Genomic DNA, 18,801 nt, shown 5'->3' with positions numbered 1-18,801 from the left:
ACGCACCGGGCCTGATCGCCGACGTGCTGGTGTTCGACGACAAGGTCATCAAGGCCAAGCCGGCCGAGATCACCGGCATCATGAAGGCCTACCTCGACGGCATGGCCTACATGAAGTCCAAGCCCGCCGAAGCGCACAAGATCATCGGCAAGTTCATGGGCGTGTCGGCCGCCGAGGTGAAGGAACAGCTCACCGGCGTCTACAACATCCCGCTGGCCGAGATGCCCAAGGCCTTCGCGCCTGCGAAGGAAACCACCTCGTACTACGCCAGTGGCGAAATCATCGGTCAGTTGCTCAAGGCCAAGGGCCAGATCACCACCATCCCGGCCACCGAAGCCACCTTCGACGCCAGCCTCGTCAAGGCGCTCAAGTAAATCCCGGGGCACCGGCACCTTTGCCCACCAGGGCATCGGTGCGGTGACGACAGCGCTCTCCATTGAAGGCACTTCCATGAAACCGGTTTTCCGATACGAGGACGGCGTGTGGCCGAACGTTGCCGCCATCAGCTTCACCGTGCTGGGCTGGCCTGTGGGCATCGCGCTGCTGGGGCAGACGAGCTGGCTGCTCAATGCGCTGGGCGTGCTGCTGGTGGCGCAGACGCTCATCTGGTCGGCCTACTTCATCCACGAGTTCGCGCACAACGCCATCTTTCGCACGCCGCAAGCCAACGAACGCTGGGGCACGCTCATGAGCTGGATCAACGGCAGCTGCTACGCCAGCTTCGCCGACCTGCGCCGCAAGCACATGCGCCACCACGTCGAGCGCGCCGACGTCATCACCTTCGACCTGCAGGGCTTCCTGCGCGCCCACCCGCGGGTGCGGCGCGTGGTGCTGGCGCTGGAGTGGCTGCACATCCCCGCGGTCGAGTTCGTCATGCGCGGCTTCGTGGTCGCGCTGCCCTTCCTGGGCGAACGCAAGAAGGCGGCACGCGGCCGCGTGATCGGTGTCGCCGTGGTGCGTCTCACGGCCTGGGCGCTGCTGGCGGCGTGGTCGCTCAAGGCGCTGGCGCTGTACGCGCTGGCCTACCTGCTGTTCGTGCACCTGCTGCGCTTTGCCGACTGCTTCCAGCACACCTACGACGCCTACCCCATCCTCGACGAAACGCCGGTCCCGAAAGACAAAGTGCGCGACCGCGCCTACGAGCAGGCCAACACCTACAGCGACGTGGTGGGCCTGGACGCCAGGTGGCTCAACCTGATCTGGCTCAACTTCGGTTTCCACAACGCGCACCACGAGCGCCCGGTCGCGCCCTGGTACCAGCTGCCGCGCCTGCACCGCGAGCTCTACCCCGAGGGCAACGCCCAGGTGGTCACGGTGGGCGAGCTGCTGCGCGCCTACCACCGCCACCGCGTGACCCGCGTGCTCGCGAGCGATTACGGCGCGGTGCTGCCACCCGGCGCACCGCACCGCGCGGACGGGTTCGTGGGCGCTGTCGGTGTGTCGTTCCTGACGGCGGTGTGACTGTGAACTACGGCCTGCAGGGCAAGACGGTGCTCATCACCGGCGCGGCGGGCGGCATCGGCCGTGCGCTGTCGCGTGGCTTCCTCGCGCAGGGCGCGCGGCTGATGCTGCTGGACCGCGCGGCCGGGCCACTGGACGCGCTGGTCGACGAACTGCACAGCGCCCAGGTGCACAGTGCCGTGTGCGACCTCGGCAGCGACGCCGCCGTGGCCGCCGTGGCGGCGCAGGTGAAGGAGCGCTTCGGCCCGCTCGACGTGCTGGTCAACAACGCCGGCACCGAATACCCCACGCCGCTGGCGGATGCCGGCCCGGGCTTCATGGTGAGCTGGGCCGGCCTGCTCGACAACAACGTCTCGTCCATGGTGCGGCTCACGCAGGCGCTCTTGCCGCTGCTGCCGCGCGGCGCGAGCGTGATCAACCAGAGCTCCATCTGGGGCCGCACCGGTGTGGCCGGCTTCTCGGCCTACAGCGCGAGCAAACACGCGGTCGTGGGCCTCACGCGCTCGCTCGCGCTGGAGCTGGGGCCGCGCGGCATCCGCGTCAACGCGGTCTGCCCTGGCTGGGTGCGCACCGAGGCGGCGATGCGCTCGCTCGCGGCCATGGCGCTGGAGCAGGGCAAAAGCGAGGCCGAGGTCGAGCGCGAGATCCTGTCGCGCCAGGCGGTGCCGCAGATGCTCACGCCCGATCAGCTCGCGGGCGTCTTCCTGTTCCTCGCCAGCGAGGGCGCCGCGCCGCTCACCGGCCAGTGCCTCTCGCCCAGCCACGGCGAGGTGATGCTGTGACGCCCACGCTCTCCTTGCAGGGTCGCGCGGCGCTCGTCACCGGCGCCGCCACCGGCATCGGCCGCGCGACCGCGCTGCTGTTCGCGCAGGCCGGCGCGCGCGTGGTGGTCAACCACCTGGGTCAAGACACTGAAGCCACATCGCTGGTGCGGGCCATCGAAGCCCTGGGCGGCGAGGCGGTCGCGATCAGCGCCGACGTGGGCCAGGCCGCCGACGTGCAGCGCCTGGTGGACGGCGCCCTCGCGGCGGTCGGCACGATCGACGTGCTGGTGAACAACGCGGGGATCATCCAGGAGAAGGCCTTTCTCGACACCACCGAGGCCGACTGGGACCGGATGCTGGGCACCGACCTCAAATCGGTCTTCCTCATGTGCCGCGCCGTGCTGCCCGGCATGGTCGCGCGCGGCGGCGGTGCCATCGTCAACATCGCGTCCGACCTCGGCATCCTCGGCCGCGAGCGTTACGCGCCCTACTGCGCGGCCAAGGCCGGCGTGATCGGCCTCACCAGATCGCTGGCGCGCGAGTTCGCGCCGCAGCAGGTGCGCGTCAACGCCGTCGCGCCCGGCCCGGTCGCGACCGCCATGGTCTCGCTGGAACACATGAGCGCCGAGTGGATGGAAGAAGAACTCGCGATCCCGCAGCACCGGCTGGGCGATCCCGAAGAGATCGCGGCCAGCGCGCTCTTTCTCGCGTCTGATCTCTCCCGCTTCTACACCGGTCAGGTGCTCGGCCCAAACGGTGGCTCCGTCATGACATGAACCTCCTGCCCACCCAGCCCTCTGATCGCGTCGCCACCGGCGTCTTGCTGTTCTCCGCCTCGCTCTGGGGCCTGTCGTGGATGCCGCTCAAGGGCTTCATCGCGCAGGGCCTCTCGGGGCCGCTGGTGGCGCTGATCACCTACGGCTCGGTGGGCCTGCTGGCGGTGGCGCTGCTCTGGCGCGACCGCGCGGCCTGGCGCGCGCAGTGGGCGCTGGTATTGGCGCTCACCTTTGTGGGAGGCTGGGCCAACACCTCGTTCGTCAACGCGCTGATGCTGGGCGACGTGGTGCGCGTGATGTTCCTGTTCTACCTCTCACCCGTGTGGTCGGTGCTGGGCGGCTGGCTGTTCCTGAAAGAGCGCATCCCGCTCACGCGCTGGCTGGCCGTGGCCGCCGCCATCGTGGGCCTGTGGATGGTGCTCGGCGGGCCGGGCCTGGGCGGCGACGCGGCGCTGGCCTTCACCTGGGTGGACGCGCTCTCGCTCTCGGCCGGCTTCGCCTTCGCCGCCAACAACGTGATCGCGCGCGCCGCGCACCGCGTGCCCCTGCGCACCAAGACCTTCTGCGTCTTCATCGGCTGCGGCCTGCTCTCGGCCCTGGCCACCGGGCTCAGCGGCACCGGCCTGTCCGCCACCCTGTCGGCGATGGGGCCGCTGGTGTGGCTGGCGCTGCTGGCCTACGGTTTCGGCTGGATGCTGCTCGCCACCGTGACCTGGCAGTACGGCGTGAGCCACCTGGAGAGCAGCCGCGCGGGGGTGATCCTGCTGGCCGAGCTGGTTGTCTCGGTCGGCACCGCCATCGCCTTCGGCGGCGAAAGCCTCACGCCCCTGGGTTGGGCGGGTGGCGCGCTCATTGCTACAGCGGCAGGGGTGGAGGCGCTGGGCGGCACACCCGCCGACGCCACAGCCACCCGAACCGCCGACACCACCGCCTGACACCGGAGACCCGATGAACCCCCCCACCGTGTGGATGAATCAACTGTCCTGGCTCGATTACCAGGCGCGCATCCGGACCGACCACCCGCCCGTGCTGCTGCCCGTGGGCGCGCTGGAGCAACACGGCCCGCACCTGCCACTGGGCACCGATGGCCTGCTCGCCTGTGCGGTCGCGGCCGACACCGCCGCGCGCGTGGGCGGGCTGGTGGCGCCCACGCTCAGCTACGGCTACAAGTCGCAGCCCAAGTGCGGCGGCGGGCAACATTTCTGCGGCACCACCAGCGTCGACGCCGCCACGCTGATCGGCCAGGTGCGCGACGCGGTGCGCGAGTTCGCGCGCCACGGTGTGACGAAGCTGGTGATCGTCAACGGCCACTACGAAAACCAGTGGTTCCTGATCGAGGGCATCGACCTCGGCCTGCGCGACGCCAAGGCCGCCGACCCGGCCTGTGCGCTGCAGGTGATGCGGCTGGAGTACTGGGACTTCATGACCCCCGAGACCCTGGGTGACGTGTTCCCCGAGGGCTTCCCCGGCTTCGCGCTGGAGCACGCTGCCGTGCTGGAAACGTCCATGATGCTGCACCACCACCCCAGCCTGGTGCGCATGGACCTGCTGCCCGACGACGGCCCGGCCGACTTCCCGCCCTACGACATGTACCCGCCGCGCACCGACTGGGTGCCGCCTTCGGGCGTGCTCTCGTCGGCCAGGGGCTCCGACGCCACCAAAGGCCAGCTGCTCGCCGACGAGGTGGCGCGCCGCATGGCCGAGGCCATCACCACCGGCTTCACCCGCCCCCAGGGCTGAACGCGATGCCCATCGACACCGCCTACGCCGCCGCGCTGATCGTCATCGACATGCAGCGCGACTTCTGCAGCCCCGGCGGTTACGCCGACCAGGCCGGCATCGACATCGCGCGCATGCGGGCCGTGGTCGGCCAGGTGCAGCGCCTGCTGGGTGCCGCGCGCGCCGCCGGCCTGCTGGTGGTGCACACGCGCGAAGGGCACCTGCCCGACCTGTCGGACTGCCCGCCCGCGAAGATGGCGCGCAGCGTCGCGGCGGGCGCGCCCATCGGCAGCGCCGGCCCGCTCGGGCGCCTCCTGGTGCGAGGTGAGCAGGGCCACGATTTCGTGTCCGCGCTGCGCCCCTTGCCCGACGAGGTCGTGATCGACAAACCGGGTTACGGCGCCTTTCACAACACGGCCCTGGGCGGTGTGCTCCGGCGGCACGGCGTGCAGCGGCTCATCCTCTGCGGTGTCACCACCGAGGTCTGCGTGCACTCCACGCTGCGCGAAGCCGTGGACCGGGGCTACGTCTGCACCACGGTGGGCGACGCCACCGCCGCCAGCCAGCCCGAGCTGCAGGCCCCGGCGCTGGCCATGATCGGTGTCGAGGGCGGCATCTTCGGCAAAGTCCGCAGCACCTGCGAGGTCGTCGAGGCCTTGCAACACGCGCAGGTCATTGCATGAGCGTTGTGCCCGAGTGCTACCACGGCGTGTGGGCACGCACGCTGCTGGAGACGCCCGGGGGCCGCGACACCACCACCTGGGTGCGCTGGCTGCAGACCGGCCTGTGGCACGGCGACCTGCGCGTGCCCGCCGACGCCGACCGCCGCACGCCGCAGGGCCTGGCGCAACAACAGGGCTTCGCCGGCACCACCGCCATCACCCGGCCCGACCCGGATCAGCCCGAGGTCTGCACCTGGCAGCGCGTGATCGACATGCAGCCGCCGCGCAGCACGCCCGACGCCGGCCACATGGTGTTTGAAACGCCTTCGCGCGTGATCGAGACCGGCCTTCACGGGACCTACCTGGAGGTGTGGGAGCGCCTGCCCGGCTCCACCGGCCGGCGCATCGCGCTCGCCCGGCTCGATGCCGACGGCCAGCCCACCGCCGAGCGCCTGCTGGTGGCGGGGCAGTTCCTCATGCACCTGCGTCCGCGCGCCGCCGCCTGGCCGGCCGACCTGCGGCCCGACGAGACCCTGGGCGACGTGGTGCAGCGCCACCCCGACCGCGCGGCGGCGTGGCTGGACTTTGACATCGCCTTTGGCCCGATGGCGCACGGCGAGTGGGCGGTGGAGCGCGCCACCCGGCCCGAGTTGGAAGGCCAGACCCTGCCCTGTGCGCTGCACCGCGTGGACGCCGCCCATGCGCGCGTGGAGCGTGGCCCGTTGGCGGGCCGGTGGCAGCTGCTGGAGTGGCTGGACGAGGCCCGGGACGCCCGCGCGCCCTGATCGGCGTTGGCAGGGACGCGCCGGGGCCGGCAGGGTGCTGCGCCACCGGTCGGCCGACCCGGCTTGACCTTGACACGTGGGCAAGGTCCAGACTGTGTTCCTGACCGGCCGCCCGGTGGCGCACAGGCGCGAAGACAGGACCGGCCGCCGAACCCGCTGCAGCGCTGAAAGGGCACCTGCCATGGACCACAACACCGGCCACGGACACCACCATCACCACCACGGCCACCCGGGCAATGCCCCGGCGGCGCCCGTGCCGCCCGCCGCGCCGGGCACGGTCTACACCTGCCCCATGCACCCCGAGGTCCGGCAGGACCACCCCGGCAACTGCCCCAAGTGCGGCATGACGCTGGAGCCCTTGCTGCCCGAGCTGGATGAGCAGGAGAACCCCGAACTCAAGGACTTCCAGCGCCGCTTCTGGTGGAGCCTGCCGCTCACCGTCGTGGTGACCGTGCTGGCCATGTTCGGCCACAGCCTGGGCTGGTTCGACATGGCGGTGCAGAGCTGGATCGAACTGATGCTCTCGGTGCCCATCGTGCTGTGGGCGGGCTGGCCCTTCTTTGCGCGCGGCGCCCAGTCGGTGGTGAACCGCAGCCCCAACATGTGGACCCTGATCGGTCTGGGCACCGGTGCGGCCTTTGTGTACAGCGTGGTGGCCACGGTGGCCCCACAGGTCTTCCCCGATTCGTTTGTTTCCATGGGGCGCGTGGCGGTGTATTTCGAAGCGGCGGCGGTGATCATCTCGCTCACCCTGCTGGGGCAATTGCTGGAACTCAAGGCACGTTCGCAGACGTCGGCCGCGATCCGCTCGCTGCTGGGCCTGGCGCCCAAGACCGCGCGCCGCATCGGGGCCGACGGTCAGGAAGAAGACGTGCCGCTGGGCCACGTGCACGTGGGCGATCTGCTGCGCGTTCGACCCGGCGAGAAGGTGCCGGTGGACGGCACGGTGGTCGAGGGCAGCAGCGCACTCGACGAATCCATGCTCACCGGCGAGCCGCTGCCCGTCACCAAGCGGGTGGGCGACACGCTGATCGGCGCCACGCTCAACACCAGCGGCGCGCTGGTGATGCGCTCGGAACACGTGGGCTCGGCCACCGTGCTGGCGCAGATCGTGCAGATGGTGGCCCTGGCGCAGCGCTCGCGCGCCCCCATGCAGCGCATGGCCGACCAGGTGGCGGGTTACTTCGTGGTCGGCGTGGTGGTCGCCGCCCTGCTCACCTTCCTGGGCTGGGGCCTGTTCGGGCCCGAACCCAGCTGGGTCTACGCGCTGATCAACGCCGTGGCCGTGCTGATCATCGCCTGCCCCTGTGCCCTGGGCCTGGCGACGCCGATGTCGATCATGGTGGCGACCGGGCGCGGCGCCACGCACGGCGTGCTGTTCCGCGACGCCGCCGCCATCGAGAACCTGCGCAAGGTGGACACGCTGATCGTGGACAAGACCGGCACCCTGACCGAAGGGCGGCCGAGCTTCGAGCGGGCGGTGGGCTTCGCGGGTTACCCCGAAGACGAGGTGCTTCGACTGGCCGCCAGCCTCGACCAGGGCAGCGAACACCCGCTGGCCGCCGCCATCGTGGCCGCCGCGAAACAGCAGGGGCTGGTGCTGGACAAGCCCGAGCAGTTCGACTCCGAATCCGGCATCGGCGTGAAAGGTGTCGTGGGTTCGCGGTCGCTGGCGCTGGGCAACACCGCGCTGATGCAGCAACTCGGGGTGGACGTGTCACCACTGGCCACCGAAGCCGAAGCCCTGCGTGGTCAGGGCGCCAGCGTCATGCACCTCGCGGTGGACCGGAAACTGGCCGGTCTGCTGGCGGTGTCGGACCCGGTCAAGGCCACCACGGCCGATGCCCTGGCCTCGCTGCGTCAGGCCCACATCCGCGTGGTGATGGCCACCGGCGACGGCCTGACCACCGCGCGCGCCGTGGGCCAGCGCCTGGGCATCGACGAGGTGCATGGGGAGGTCAAGCCCGTCGACAAACTCAAGCTGGTCGAACAACTCCAGGCCGAAGGCCGCGTGGTGGCGATGGCGGGCGACGGCATCAACGACGCGCCGGCGCTGGCGCGCGCCGATGTCGGCATCGCCATGGGCACCGGCACCGACGTGGCCATGAACAGCGCCCAGCTCACCCTGGTGAAGGGGGACTTGCGCGGCATCGCCACCGCGCGCGACCTCTCGGTGGCCACCGTGGCCAACATGAAGCAGAACCTGGCGTTCGCCTTTGTGTACAACGCGCTGGGCATTCCGCTGGCGGCGGGTCTGCTCTACCCGTTCACCGGCTGGTTGCTCTCGCCGATGATCGCCGCGCTGGCCATGAGCCTGAGTTCGGTCTCGGTCATCGGCAACGCCCTGCGGCTGCGCCACGCCCGGATCCGGCCAGACTGAGCCAGGCCCTTCAGCGAAGCGGTGGACGGCGGGTGACCGCCGCCCCGCCGTCAGCGCATGTCGGCCGGCGTGGCCGAGAGCGAGAGCGCGTAACGCCCCCGCACCTGCCCCGGGCGAGCGCCCAGCGCGACCAGCGCCGATTCCGACACCGCCGTGGGCGCCCAGGCGTCCAGCGCCGCCGCGTCGTAGCCACAGACCACCAGCACCCAGTCGGCTGCCTGGTCGCCGCCGCGGATCTTCTGCTCGGTGGTCTGCGCGATGGCCGGGGGCTGGTGCCGCAGCAGGTGCACGCCGGCGAGGCCCGGCTGCCCTGCCCAGCCGGGCATGCGCGCGGCCAGCGAGGCCTGCAGTTCACCGGCCCGACCGCTCGCGGGCGAGAGCCGCAGCGTGAGCACCTGCCGGGCCACGCCCGCGCCCCGGCTCGCCAGCACCTGGCACTGGCTGCGCACCATGTTCCGGTGGTGCGGCATCATCTGGGTGGACCAGGGCGAGGGGGCATTCAGCGAAGCGAGGTAGGCGGGCGAAGCCACCACCTCGTGGGCCTCCAGCTCGTACATCACGAAGACGCCTTCGCCACCGTCGGCGCTGGTGAAGCGCGAGGCGCGCTGAAAGCCGGGGATCGCCAGGCGTTCGGGAAAATGTTCGTGCGAGTGCCAGTGTTCAAACTCGGCCCGCATGTCCGGGGCCATGTCCCACCACATGGCCAGGCAGGCTTTTCCGAGAAGCGACATTCAGGATCTCCATCCGTTGAGGGGCCCCAAGAATGCCAGAACTGGCGCCCCTGCGCGCGCCCGCGGGCTTGGCCTTCGCGGGGCGCGCGCGGGGGTGGCGTCAGCGGCCGCGGGGACCGGGTTTGCGCGGGGGCAGCGTGTCGCGGTCGGGGCCGAAGGTGGTGAAGGCGGTGCTGGCTTCGCCCTTGATGCGGCCGTCGGTGACGACCACCGTCACCTCGTGGGTCCCGGGTTTCGGCGCGATGATCCACAGCTCGCGCCCGACCCCCACCGTCTCGCCGTCCAGCCGCCACTCGAAGGCCTCGCCGTGAATCCGTTGGCCCGAACCGCTCTGCGCGTGGGCCCAGAGGCGCATCGGCGTGGCGGTTTCCACGCGCACACCGACGCTGGGGTTCATGATGGACACGTTGGGCGCGCGCGCCGCGATCTCCACCGCGTCCGACGTGCGCATCACCGTGTCAAAACCGTCGTGCGCGAGCACCCGGAACTGGACCTTGCCGCTGGGCAACGCGTCGGCCGGGATCTGCACCTTGCCCTCGGTGATGCCCACGGCGCAGCCGTTCCACGAACGCCCGCCGTCCTTGCTGAACTGCACCGAGCAGCTCACGGCCGCACCGTCGGCACCCGCGCCGTCGGTCTTCCAGGTGAGCGTCACACCGCGCGGACCGGCCTTCGCGCCGACCTCGCCCAGCTTGACCGACCGGCCGGCGGCCTTGCGTTCCCAGGCCACGGTGAGCGGGCGGTGCAACTTGCCGTCCGCGTCCTCCAGCGCGCCCACGTGCACGATGCGCAGCGCCGCGCCGCGGCCCACGTCGGGGACCATGGCCTGGAAGCCGAACACCGGGGGTTCCCCGTCGCCGCAGCCGCAGCCACCACCGCAGCCACAGCCCCCGCCGTGGGCGTCGGCGGGGATGCGCATCACCGGCGCGCTCGCCAGCACCTCGCCGTTCGCGCCCACCAGCTCGGCCACCATCTGGGTGGGCACGCCGGTGGCGATGGCGGACTGCGCGTTCACGCGCATCACGTGCTGCATGGTGATCGAGGCGTCGCGCTCGAAGGTGCCGATCAGGGTGATGACGGGGCGCATGCGCAGCTCCTCGATGCGGTCCTTCCAGTGTTCCCAGGGCTCCGGGGCCGGGTCGGGGATGTACTCCCAGGGCCACAGCCACGGGTCGTAGAGCTCGGGGATGCGGAAGCGGGGATGGACCGACGTGGGGGCGAAGATCGCGTTGTCGATCAGCACCTGGTGCGTGAAGATCGATGTCCACCGGGGGCCGCAGTAGGACATGAAGTCCTTTTCGTTGGGTTGGTGGATCGCGCCGTTGTTGATGTCGAGCCCGTACTCGCCGATGGACGCCGTCGGGGTGCCGGCCGGGTCGTAGGGTTCGTAGGCCGGGTAGGCGGCGTTGCCGGGCGTGCCGCAGGGCGCGTGGGGCAGCCCCGCGAAATGCCCGAGCTCGTGCGCCATCGTGGTGCCGTTGTTGACCCCGCCCGAGGTCACGCCGTTGCTCGCGCAACCGATCACCGGCCCCATGGGCACGCCGTTGGGCAGCAGGCCGTAGTACACGACGTCGGTGCGGTTGCCGTCGTTGGCCTTGGCCGCCGCGAGCTGCCCGTTGAGCGTGATCCAGCCCGCCGAACAACCGCCCGGGTTCGGCGGCGACCCGGTGAGCGGCACGGTCAGGGTCACGGTGCCGGCGCTCGAAAACACGCCGTCGGCCTGCACCGGGAAGATGGTGTGTGACCAGGCGGCGGTGGTCTGCAGCTGGCCCACCGTGGGCGCGGCGATGTTGAGCGTGCCGTTGCCGGCCGCGTTGGGGCCGTTGTAGGCCACCATCAGGCCGCGCACGCGCAAGGTCTGCAGCAGCGAGACGTCGGCCTCCACCGTTTCGGTGTCGACGATGGCCGCCGTCGCGTCGTCGGCGCGCCAGATGTTGGCCTTGAACGCCATGGTGCCGGCCATGTCCTCGGCCGGCACGATGAAGTTGAGCGTGGCGGTGATGGTGCCGCGCTCGGTGGCGTAGTCGGGCAGCGACTGCGCCGTCACGGTGCCGGGCGTCTGGGGCGTCAGCGTGCCGACGTCGGTCCACACCGGCAGCCAGCGCTTGCTGCGGATCGCGCTCACCTGCAGGTGGCCGGTCAGGTTCACCGCCCCGCCCCAGCCGGCGCGCACATACACCCGCACCCAGGCGGTCTTGTAGGCCACCAGTCGCAGGGTGTTGTTGGGGCCGCGGTCGGCGGGGTCGGTCAGGTGGCGCGACGCGCGGAAGTACTGGATGCCTTGCGTCACTTCGATGCCCAGGATGTGCGGGCCGAGCAGGTGCTGCTCGCGCAGCTTCAAGGCCCACGCGTCGGACAACAAGGCCTTGTCGACGACGCTGGAAATGTCGGTGCCCATGGTGAACTCCTGAGGACGGCAACATGCCGTGGAGCGACCATGCTAGGAAGCACTGCGCGGGCGCGCATCAACAAAGGGAGGGAACACATCCTCCATGCGGTGGAGGTGCCGTCCACGCAGGTGACGAACGGCGCGAAGTTCTCGTGCCTCAGGGCCCGAGCAGGAAGTTGTGCGACGGGTCGCTGGCGCCGCCGAGCGCGGACGCGTGGTCGTCGGTGTGATCCTTCAAGCCCACGCCGCTGACCTGCCCCTGCCGCGCCGCCGCGAGCAGGTGCACCAGCTTGGTGGCGGCGGCCTCGATGGCCAGGCCCGCCGGGCGCACGTTGGAGATGCAGTTGCGGTTCGCGTCGGTCAGGCCGGGCATCGGGGCCCAGGTCAGGTAGAGGCCCATGCTGTCGGGCGAACTCAGGCCCGGGCGCTCGCCGATCAGCACCACCACACAGCGCGCCAGGAGGCCCGCGCCCGCCTCGTCGCCCACGGCCACGCGCGCCTGCTCGACGATGGCGACCGGCCCGAGGGTCCACGGGTGTTTGTCGCTCTGCAGCCGCTGCAGCGTGGCCTCGATGAGGGGCACGGCGTTCTGGTGGATGGCGAGTGCCGAGAGGCCGTCGCCGACCACAAAGGCGAGGTCGACTGGCCCGGCCTGCCGCTGTTGCAGCAAGGCCCGCGAAGCGTCGTCGAGCCGGCGACCGAGGTCGGGGCGCTGCAGATAGGTCGCGCGGTCGGCGGCGGCGCTGTGCAGGTGGATCACGTCCAGCCCCAGCGCCTGCACGCCCGCGGCCACGCCGTGCGCGTCGAAGGGCAGGTGCACGGCGTCGCGGGCCTGCGCGTGCGCGAGCTGGAAGGCGAGGTGGGGCGCGGTGGGCTGGCTGTGGCCGGCGCGGCCGAGCGCGATGCGCGCGTCGGTGAAGCGGCGCAGCGTGCCCCAGCCGGCGGGGGTGACGTGCGGCACCTCGTCCAGCGTGTTCAGTGGCCTGACGTCTTCTGGGTTCATGGCGACCCCAGCCGCGCCAGCACCGGCGCAAACGCCTCAGGCAACTCACGCGCGAGGCGCGAGCCCTCGCCCGGCTCGAACACGCCCATCTTCTGCAACCAGGCCTCGAACTCGGGCGCCGCGCGCAGGCCCAGCAGGTCGCGCAGCACCATCGCGTCGTGGAACGAGGTGCTCTGGTAGTTGAGCATGATGTCGTCCGAGCCCGGGATGCCCATGATGAAGCTGCAGCCCGCCGCGCCCAGCAGCGTCATGAGCGCGTCCATGTCGTCGCTGTCGGCCTCGGCGTGGTTGGTGTAGCAGATGTCGCAGCCCATGGGCACGCCCAGCAGCTTGCCGCAGAAGTGGTCTTCGAGGCCGGCGCGGATGATCTGCTTGCCGTCGTACAGGTACTCCGGCCCGATGAAGCCCACCACCGTGTTCACCAGCAGCGGCTTGAAGTGCCGCGCCACCGCGTAGGCCCGCGCCTCGATGGTCTGCTGGTCGCAGCCCTGATTGGCGCCGGCCGAGAGCGCGCTGCCCTGGCCGGTCTCGAAATACATCACGTTGTCGCCGCGCTGGCCGTCCTCAAAGACGCTGCCGCGCTTCAGCGACAAGGCGGCCTCACGCGCCTCGCCCAGCACGGCCAGGTCGATGCCGAAGCTCCGGTTCGTGCCCTCGGTGCCGCCGATGGACTGGAACACCAGGTCCACCGGCGCGCCGCGCTCGATGGCCTGGATGGTGTTGGTCACGTGCGTGAGCACGCAGCTCTGCGTGGGGATGCCGTAGCGCGTGATCACGCCGTCTAGCATCTGCAGCAGGCGCACCACCTGGGGCACGTTGTCGGTCGCGGGGTTGATGCCGATCACCGCGTCGCCGCTGCCGTGCAGCAGACCGTCCAGCAGGCTGGCCGCGATGCCCGAGGCGGCGTCGGTCGGGTGGTTGGGCTGCAGGCGCGTGGCCATGCGGCCGGCCAAGCCGATGGTGCCGCGAAAGCGCGTGACCACGCGGCACTTGCGCGCGATCAGCGCCAGGTCCTGCAGCCGGCAGATCTTGGAGACGGCGGCCACCATCTCGGGCGTGAGGCCCGGCGCGAGCGCGGCCAGGGCCTCGCTGGTGGCGGCATCGGACAGCAGCCAGTTGCGGAAGTCGCCCACCGTGAGGTGCGCGACCGGCGCGAAGGCCGCGGCGTCGTGCGTGTCCACGATCAGCCGCGTCACCGCGTCGGTTTCATACGGCACAACCGCTTCGCTGAGAAAGGTGCGCAGCGGCAGCTCGGCCAGCGCCATCTGCGCCGCCATGCGCTCGGCCGCGCTGTTCGCCGCGACACCCGCCAGCCGGTCGCCCGAGCGCAGCGGCGTGGCGCGCGCCATCAGGTCGCGCAGGTCGACGAAGGTGTGGCGCTGGGCATTGACGGTGTGCGAATAGGTCATGGTCCCCGGGATCAGACGGCGGTGAAGCCATTGTCCACAAACAGGTGGGTTCCGTTGATGAAACTCGCCTCGTCGCTGGCGAGGAACAGTGCGGCGGCAGCCACCTCTTCCGGCTCGCAGATGCGGCCCTGCGCCACGGCCAGCGCCGCCTCGGACACGTCCACGCCCAGCTTCTGCAGCGCGTCCACCTCGCGCAGGCCGTGCGGCGTGCGGATGAAGCCGGGGCAGACCGCGTTGCAGCGGATGCCGCGGTCGCGGTACTCGACCGCGATGGCGCGCGCGAACATGTGGCAGGCGCCCTTGGTGGTGTCGTAGAGCACCTCCATCGGCGTGCCCGCCACGGCCGAGATCGACGAGGTGCAGACGATGGCGCCCTTGCCGCGAGCGAGCATGCCCGGCAGCACCGCTCGCGTCACGAGGTACATGCTCTTGACGTTCACCGCCATCAGCCGGTCCCACTCGGCTTCGGTGGTATCCAGGAAGGGTTTGACCACGATGCTGCCGGCGTGGTTGAACAGCACGTCGATGCGGCCGTGGTGCTTGAGCACCTCGCCCACCGCCGCGTCCACCGGCCCCGCCAGCGACACGTCGGCCACCACGGCCATCGCGTCACCGCCCGCGTCGCGGATCGCCTGCGCCGTGGCTTCGGCGGCCTCGGCGTTGATGTCGAGCACCGCGACGCTGGCCCCCTCGGCGGCGAACAGCTTCGAGGCCGCGCCGCCGACCCCGGTGGCGCCGCCCGAAACCAGCGCCACCTTGCCCTTCAGGCGTTCTCCCATGGCGTGCTCCCTGGGTCTCTGCGGTGCCGCTCAGGCGGCCGCGTCGAGGGCTTTTTCCGCGGCGGCGATCTGCGCCTGGCGCTTGCTCACTTCGTCGCCCACCGGCGGGCCCTTGAAGCGGCGGCGCTCGAAGCCGAACCACACCACCGCGGTCAAGGCGAGGAAGGCCAGCGTGATCTTGAGTGCGGCGTCGTTGGGCGGCTGCACGCCCAGGTAGAAGATCAGCGCCACACACAGCGCCACCAGCACCGCGACCACGCGGTAGACCGGACCCATGTCCCACGGACCCATCTTGGTCCAGCGGCCGCCGTAGGCGAAGAAGCCGGCCACGATGGGCATGCCGTACGACAGGAACAGGAAGATCACCGTCACCGACACGATGGTGGTGTAGGCCGGGGTGTAGAGGGTGAACAGCACCGAAATGATGGCGGCCGTCCAGATCGCGGCCACCGGGGTGCGAAAGCCCGGGTGCACACGCTTGAGCGCCGCCGACGCCGGCAGGCCGCCGTCGCGCGCAAAGGCGAAGATCATGCGCGAGGCCGAGGTGACCGTGGCCAGGCCGCAGATGAACTGGCTGATGAAGATGCCGATGTACAGCGTCTGCTTCAGACCGCCGGGCAGCACCGCGTCCAGCGTGGAGAAGAACACGCCCCAGCCGCTGGCTGCGGCCTTGTCCATGTCGGGAATGGCGAGCACGAACGCCACCAGCATCAGGTAGCCGAACAGGGCCGACCACAGCACCGAGGTGATGATGCCCTTGGGCACGGCGTTGGCGGCGTTCTGCGTCTCTTCGGCGGTGTGGGCCGAGGCGTCGAAGCCGGTGATGGTGTAGATCGGCAGCAGCAGTCCCAGGCCGAACAGCATCAGCATGCTGTCGGTCTGCGGCCACACGTCGCCGCCCGCCGGGCCGCTGTAGTTCTTGAAGGTCCACAGGCGCGAGAAGTCCCAGCTGGGGGCGTAGGCCAGCAGGCTGAGCGTGAGCACCACCGCGACGATGAAGATCAGGTAACCCGAGAGGTCGGTCAGCTTGGCCGTGGCCTTGATGCCGACGTGGTTGACGATTGCCTGCACCGCGGTGATGCCGATCACGAACGCCGCCTGCAGGCCGAAGCTGCCTTCCAGCCCCAGCGTGCTGCCGAAGGCGCCGAGGAAGAAGTTGTAGGTGCCGACGTTGATGGCGCCCAGCACCGTGACCAGGCCCAGCAGGTTGAGCCAGGCGGTGAGCCAGCCGTAGCCGCGGCCGCCGAGGATGGAACCCCAGTGGTAGAGGCCGCCTGCCGTGGGGTAGGCCGAGCCGATCTGCGCCATGCCCAGCGCAAACACGAAGCTCACCGCGCAGCCCAGCAACCAGCCGATGCCGATGGCCGCACCGCCCACGCCGCCGATGCCCTGGCCCAGCGAGTTGATGCCGCCCGAGAGGATGCAGATGATGGAAAACGAAATCGCGAAGTTCTGGAAGCCCTTCATGTTGCGCGCCAGCTCCTGGGCGTAGCCCATGCTGTGCAGCACTTTCAGGTCTTCGTCGTGGTGCGCTAGAGGTTCACTGGACACAGCATTCTCCTGAGGGTTGGCCCACGAACGGTCTGGGGTGGCCGGTGGGTACGGGCGCATTCCAGCACCGATGCGCGCGCCGTGCTATCCCGTTTTGGCAAGCGCCCCGACCCACCGAACCGACCGCCGGTCATTGACGCGGCCGTGCCGCGGTTTCAGGATGCGGGCCACCGCCGCCCGTGGCACAGCTATTGCATTTCATGCCCATGCTCCCGGCCATGCCCCCCATTTCAGTGCAGCGCGCGCCGCTGTCGGGTGCGGCGCTGGGCGGCGCCACCTTCTCGCGTTATGGCGACATCGACGAGCAGGCCGCCGCGCTCACCGGCTGGCACCAGCGCTACCTGCAGCTCTCGCGCGGCCGCTTCGACGGCACGGTGCAGCGCCTGCAGCTCGACGGCGTGGGCCTGTTCATCGAAGACCTGCACCAGTCGGTGCACCAGACCGGCTGGGTGCGCGAGGACGTGTTCGCCATCGGCGTGCCGCTCGCGCTCGAAGGCGACGCCCGCTTCTGCGGCCTGGCCGCCAGCGCCGACACGCTGCACGTGTTTTCGGGCCGCCACGGGTTCGAGTTCCTGTCGCCGCGGCGCCACGTGATGATCGGCATCGAGATGGACCGCCCGCTGTACGAGGCCCATGTCGCGCCCGCAGCCGGTGCACACGCCACCGCCGGCCTGCACCACGCCGACCCCGCCGTGCTCGGCGAACTGCGTGGCTTCCTGGTGGACCTGTTCCAGAGCGCCGGGCCGGCGACCGAAGGCCTGGGCGCGGGCCACGCGCCGCTGCGCAAGCAGGTGCGCACCCAGCTGCTCGACCGCATCGCGCTCGCCATGGCGCCGCGCGAGGCCGCCCCCGCCGAGCGCCACGCGCGCGCGACCAGCGGGCAGAGCGCGCTCGTGGTGCGCGCCACCGAATACGTGGCCAGCCGGCTGGGCGACCCACCGTCGGTGGGCGAGATGTGCGAGGTCCTGGGCGTGAGCCGCCGCACGCTGCAGAGCGCCTTCCAGGTCTGCTGGGGCATGGGCCCGCTGGCCTGGCTCACGACGCTGCGGCTCAACGCCGTGCGCCGCCGCCTGAAGAGCGCGGCCTCCGTCACCGAAGCCGCCACCGAGTTCGGCTTCTGGCACTTCGGCCACTTCGCGGGCGACTACCAGGCCCTGTTCGGCGAGTGCCCCTCGCACACGCTGCGGCGGCACCGCCCCCCGGGCGGACACTGATACGGCTTCGCGCCTTGTTCTGCGCCTGAATGCGAAGCCGTCGGAGCGCCCAGATTCACGACCGCAGGTCGGTTGGCGGCGTGGTCACCACCTGACCGTCCTTCACCGGCAGCGTGTTGCCCGGTTTGAAGGACGTGCGCACCGTGCCGTCCCGGCCGTCGAGCCGGTAGGTCACGTCGTAGCCCACCAGCTTCTGCGACTTGAGGTTCACGGTCCTGCAGCGGCGCTCGCTGGTCGTGATCACGTCTTTCTCCTGCAGGTTCTTTTGCACCTGGTTACCTGCGTATCCGCCGGCCACCGCCCCGGCCACGGTCGCCACCTTCTTGCCATTGCCACCGCCGATCTGGCTGCCCAGCAGGCCGCCCGCCACACCACCGATCACCGTGCCGGCGATGCGTTGCTGATCCTTCACGGGCGCCTGCCGATGCGTCTGCACGTAGCCGCAGCGCTCCTGGGGTGTCACCACGGTGTCGCGCACGGCCTTCACCGCGACCACGTCGGCGAACTTCGGTTTCGTCAGCGCCTGGTAACCGGTGACGCCGCTGGCGCCGAGCACCACCATGGCCAACCCGCCGACGGCGATGCCCTTCATCATTGACTTGTCCATGTGAACACTCCTTCTTGTGTGGTCTGCAATGTAGGGAGCTTGTGTCAACGCACGATGCGCAGAGGTATCCAAATGCTGCAGCATGTCACCCAACGCCGACAGGCCCGTGAAGGGCCTGTCGGGTGGGTTGGGGAAGGGGCTTACTTCGCCTTCGGCGCCGGCACCAGGCCCAGCGTCGGCGTCTCGTTGAAGAAGTTCCAAGGCTTGAGCAGCACGTTGACCCACTCGGTCGGCATGATCGGCCACTCTTCGGCGCGCGCCACGTGCGTGGTGCCCGTGGTCAGCCAGACCACGTTGTCGGTGTTCACGATGGGCTGGTCGTCAGCACTGAACTGGCCCAGGCCCGTGTCCTTGTTCGAGCGGTTGGGGAAGCGGCCCTCGGGGAACTGTTCACCCACCTGGTAACGCGTCACCCAGATCTGCTTGTCCATGAAATTCAGGCGGTTGTAGATCCACTCGTCCTTGCCGAAGTTGGCGCCCTTGGCCACCGGGTGCGTGCCGCCCGCGTAGGGGATGAGCTGGTACGACACCGGGTTGCCCACCTTGTTGGTCTTGCTGCCGTTGCTCAGCA

At 70.4% G+C, this 18,801-nt stretch carries 16 protein-coding genes and 2 pseudogenes; 10 read left to right on the top strand and 8 right to left on the bottom strand.

Annotation, left to right across the window (positions count from 1 at the left end; genetic code table 11):
- The 9 genes and pseudogenes from IV088_RS05535 to IV088_RS05495 all read left to right on the top strand — a co-directional run.
- A pseudogene (locus IV088_RS05535) lies at positions 1 to 374 on the top strand (nitrate ABC transporter substrate-binding protein); the annotation flags it as partial.
- A gap of 76 nt (positions 375 to 450) precedes the next feature.
- The gene (locus IV088_RS05530) at positions 451 to 1,461 is read left to right on the top strand and encodes a fatty acid desaturase (RefSeq protein ID WP_291098860.1); all 1,011 of its coding nucleotides are present in this window, start codon (positions 451 to 453) and stop codon (positions 1,459 to 1,461) included.
- Positions 1,458 to 2,243 (top strand): SDR family NAD(P)-dependent oxidoreductase, encoded by a 786-nt coding sequence (locus IV088_RS05525; RefSeq protein ID WP_291098857.1) that lies wholly within the window; start codon positions 1,458 to 1,460, stop codon positions 2,241 to 2,243. The genes IV088_RS05530 and IV088_RS05525 overlap by 4 nt, the downstream gene beginning before the upstream one ends.
- Positions 2,240 to 3,001, top strand: coding sequence for an SDR family NAD(P)-dependent oxidoreductase (locus IV088_RS05520; protein WP_291098854.1), 762 nt, complete (start codon positions 2,240 to 2,242; stop codon positions 2,999 to 3,001). Before IV088_RS05525 ends, IV088_RS05520 begins: the two co-directional genes overlap by 4 nt.
- Complete coding sequence (locus tag IV088_RS05515) at positions 2,998 to 3,936, top strand: DMT family transporter (RefSeq protein WP_291098851.1); 939 nt, start codon at positions 2,998 to 3,000, stop codon at positions 3,934 to 3,936. The genes IV088_RS05520 and IV088_RS05515 overlap by 4 nt, the downstream gene beginning before the upstream one ends.
- A 13-nt stretch (positions 3,937 to 3,949) precedes the next feature.
- The gene (locus IV088_RS05510; protein WP_291098848.1) at positions 3,950 to 4,741 is read left to right on the top strand and encodes a creatininase; all 792 of its coding nucleotides are present in this window, start codon (positions 3,950 to 3,952) and stop codon (positions 4,739 to 4,741) included.
- Between the two features lie 5 nt (positions 4,742 to 4,746).
- Positions 4,747 to 5,403, top strand: coding sequence for a cysteine hydrolase family protein (locus IV088_RS05505; protein WP_291098845.1), 657 nt, complete (start codon positions 4,747 to 4,749; stop codon positions 5,401 to 5,403).
- Positions 5,400 to 6,167 carry a hypothetical protein gene (locus tag IV088_RS05500; RefSeq protein ID WP_291098843.1) on the top strand — a complete coding sequence of 256 codons (768 nt, stop codon included), beginning with the start codon at positions 5,400 to 5,402 and terminating at the stop codon, positions 6,165 to 6,167. Before IV088_RS05505 ends, IV088_RS05500 begins: the two co-directional genes overlap by 4 nt.
- A gap of 181 nt (positions 6,168 to 6,348) precedes the next feature.
- Positions 6,349 to 8,547, top strand: a complete 2,199-nt coding sequence (locus IV088_RS05495; RefSeq protein ID WP_291098840.1) for a copper-translocating P-type ATPase — start codon at positions 6,349 to 6,351, stop codon at positions 8,545 to 8,547.
- A 50-nt stretch (positions 8,548 to 8,597) separates the two neighbouring features.
- On the opposite strand, the gene IV088_RS05490 is transcribed toward IV088_RS05495, so the two are convergent.
- The 6 genes from IV088_RS05490 to IV088_RS05465 form a co-directional block, all read right to left on the bottom strand.
- Positions 8,598 to 9,278, bottom strand: coding sequence for a DUF4286 family protein (locus IV088_RS05490; RefSeq protein WP_291098837.1), 681 nt, complete (start codon positions 9,276 to 9,278; stop codon positions 8,598 to 8,600).
- A gap of 100 nt (positions 9,279 to 9,378) precedes the next feature.
- On the bottom strand, positions 9,379 to 11,676 hold the full coding sequence (locus IV088_RS05485) for a hypothetical protein (RefSeq protein WP_291098834.1): 2,298 nt from the start codon (positions 11,674 to 11,676) through the stop codon (positions 9,379 to 9,381).
- Positions 11,677 to 11,824: 148 nt separating this feature from the next.
- Complete coding sequence (gene eutC, locus IV088_RS05480; protein WP_291098832.1) at positions 11,825 to 12,670, bottom strand: ethanolamine ammonia-lyase subunit EutC; 846 nt, start codon at positions 12,668 to 12,670, stop codon at positions 11,825 to 11,827.
- Positions 12,667 to 14,079 carry an ethanolamine ammonia-lyase subunit EutB gene (locus tag IV088_RS05475; protein ID WP_291098829.1) on the bottom strand — a complete coding sequence of 471 codons (1,413 nt, stop codon included), beginning with the start codon at positions 14,077 to 14,079 and terminating at the stop codon, positions 12,667 to 12,669. The genes eutC and IV088_RS05475 overlap by 4 nt, the downstream gene beginning before the upstream one ends.
- A gap of 11 nt (positions 14,080 to 14,090) precedes the next feature.
- Positions 14,091 to 14,858, bottom strand: a complete 768-nt coding sequence (locus IV088_RS05470) for an SDR family oxidoreductase (protein ID WP_291098826.1) — start codon at positions 14,856 to 14,858, stop codon at positions 14,091 to 14,093.
- 30 nt (positions 14,859 to 14,888) lie between these two features.
- Positions 14,889 to 16,409, bottom strand: a complete 1,521-nt coding sequence (locus tag IV088_RS05465) for an APC family permease (protein WP_291098823.1) — start codon at positions 16,407 to 16,409, stop codon at positions 14,889 to 14,891.
- A gap of 218 nt (positions 16,410 to 16,627) precedes the next feature.
- Here IV088_RS05465 and IV088_RS05460 point away from each other — a divergent pair, with 218 nt between their 5' ends.
- A complete protein-coding gene (locus tag IV088_RS05460) occupies positions 16,628 to 17,623 on the top strand; it encodes a helix-turn-helix domain-containing protein (protein ID WP_291098821.1) in 996 nt (331 codons plus the stop codon).
- A gap of 55 nt (positions 17,624 to 17,678) precedes the next feature.
- Here IV088_RS05460 and IV088_RS05455 read toward each other — a convergent pair whose 3' ends face one another.
- Positions 17,679 to 18,230, bottom strand: coding sequence for a glycine zipper 2TM domain-containing protein (locus IV088_RS05455; RefSeq protein ID WP_291098818.1), 552 nt, complete (start codon positions 18,228 to 18,230; stop codon positions 17,679 to 17,681).
- A 140-nt stretch (positions 18,231 to 18,370) separates the two neighbouring features.
- Positions 18,371 to 18,801: pseudogene (gene tynA, locus IV088_RS05450) on the bottom strand (primary-amine oxidase); the annotation flags it as partial.

The sequence above is a fragment of the Hydrogenophaga sp. genome (genome assembly GCF_018780075.1).
GTDB lineage: Bacteria > Pseudomonadota > Gammaproteobacteria > Burkholderiales > Burkholderiaceae_C > Hydrogenophaga.
This window is presented reverse-complemented; position numbering and strand designations above follow the sequence as displayed.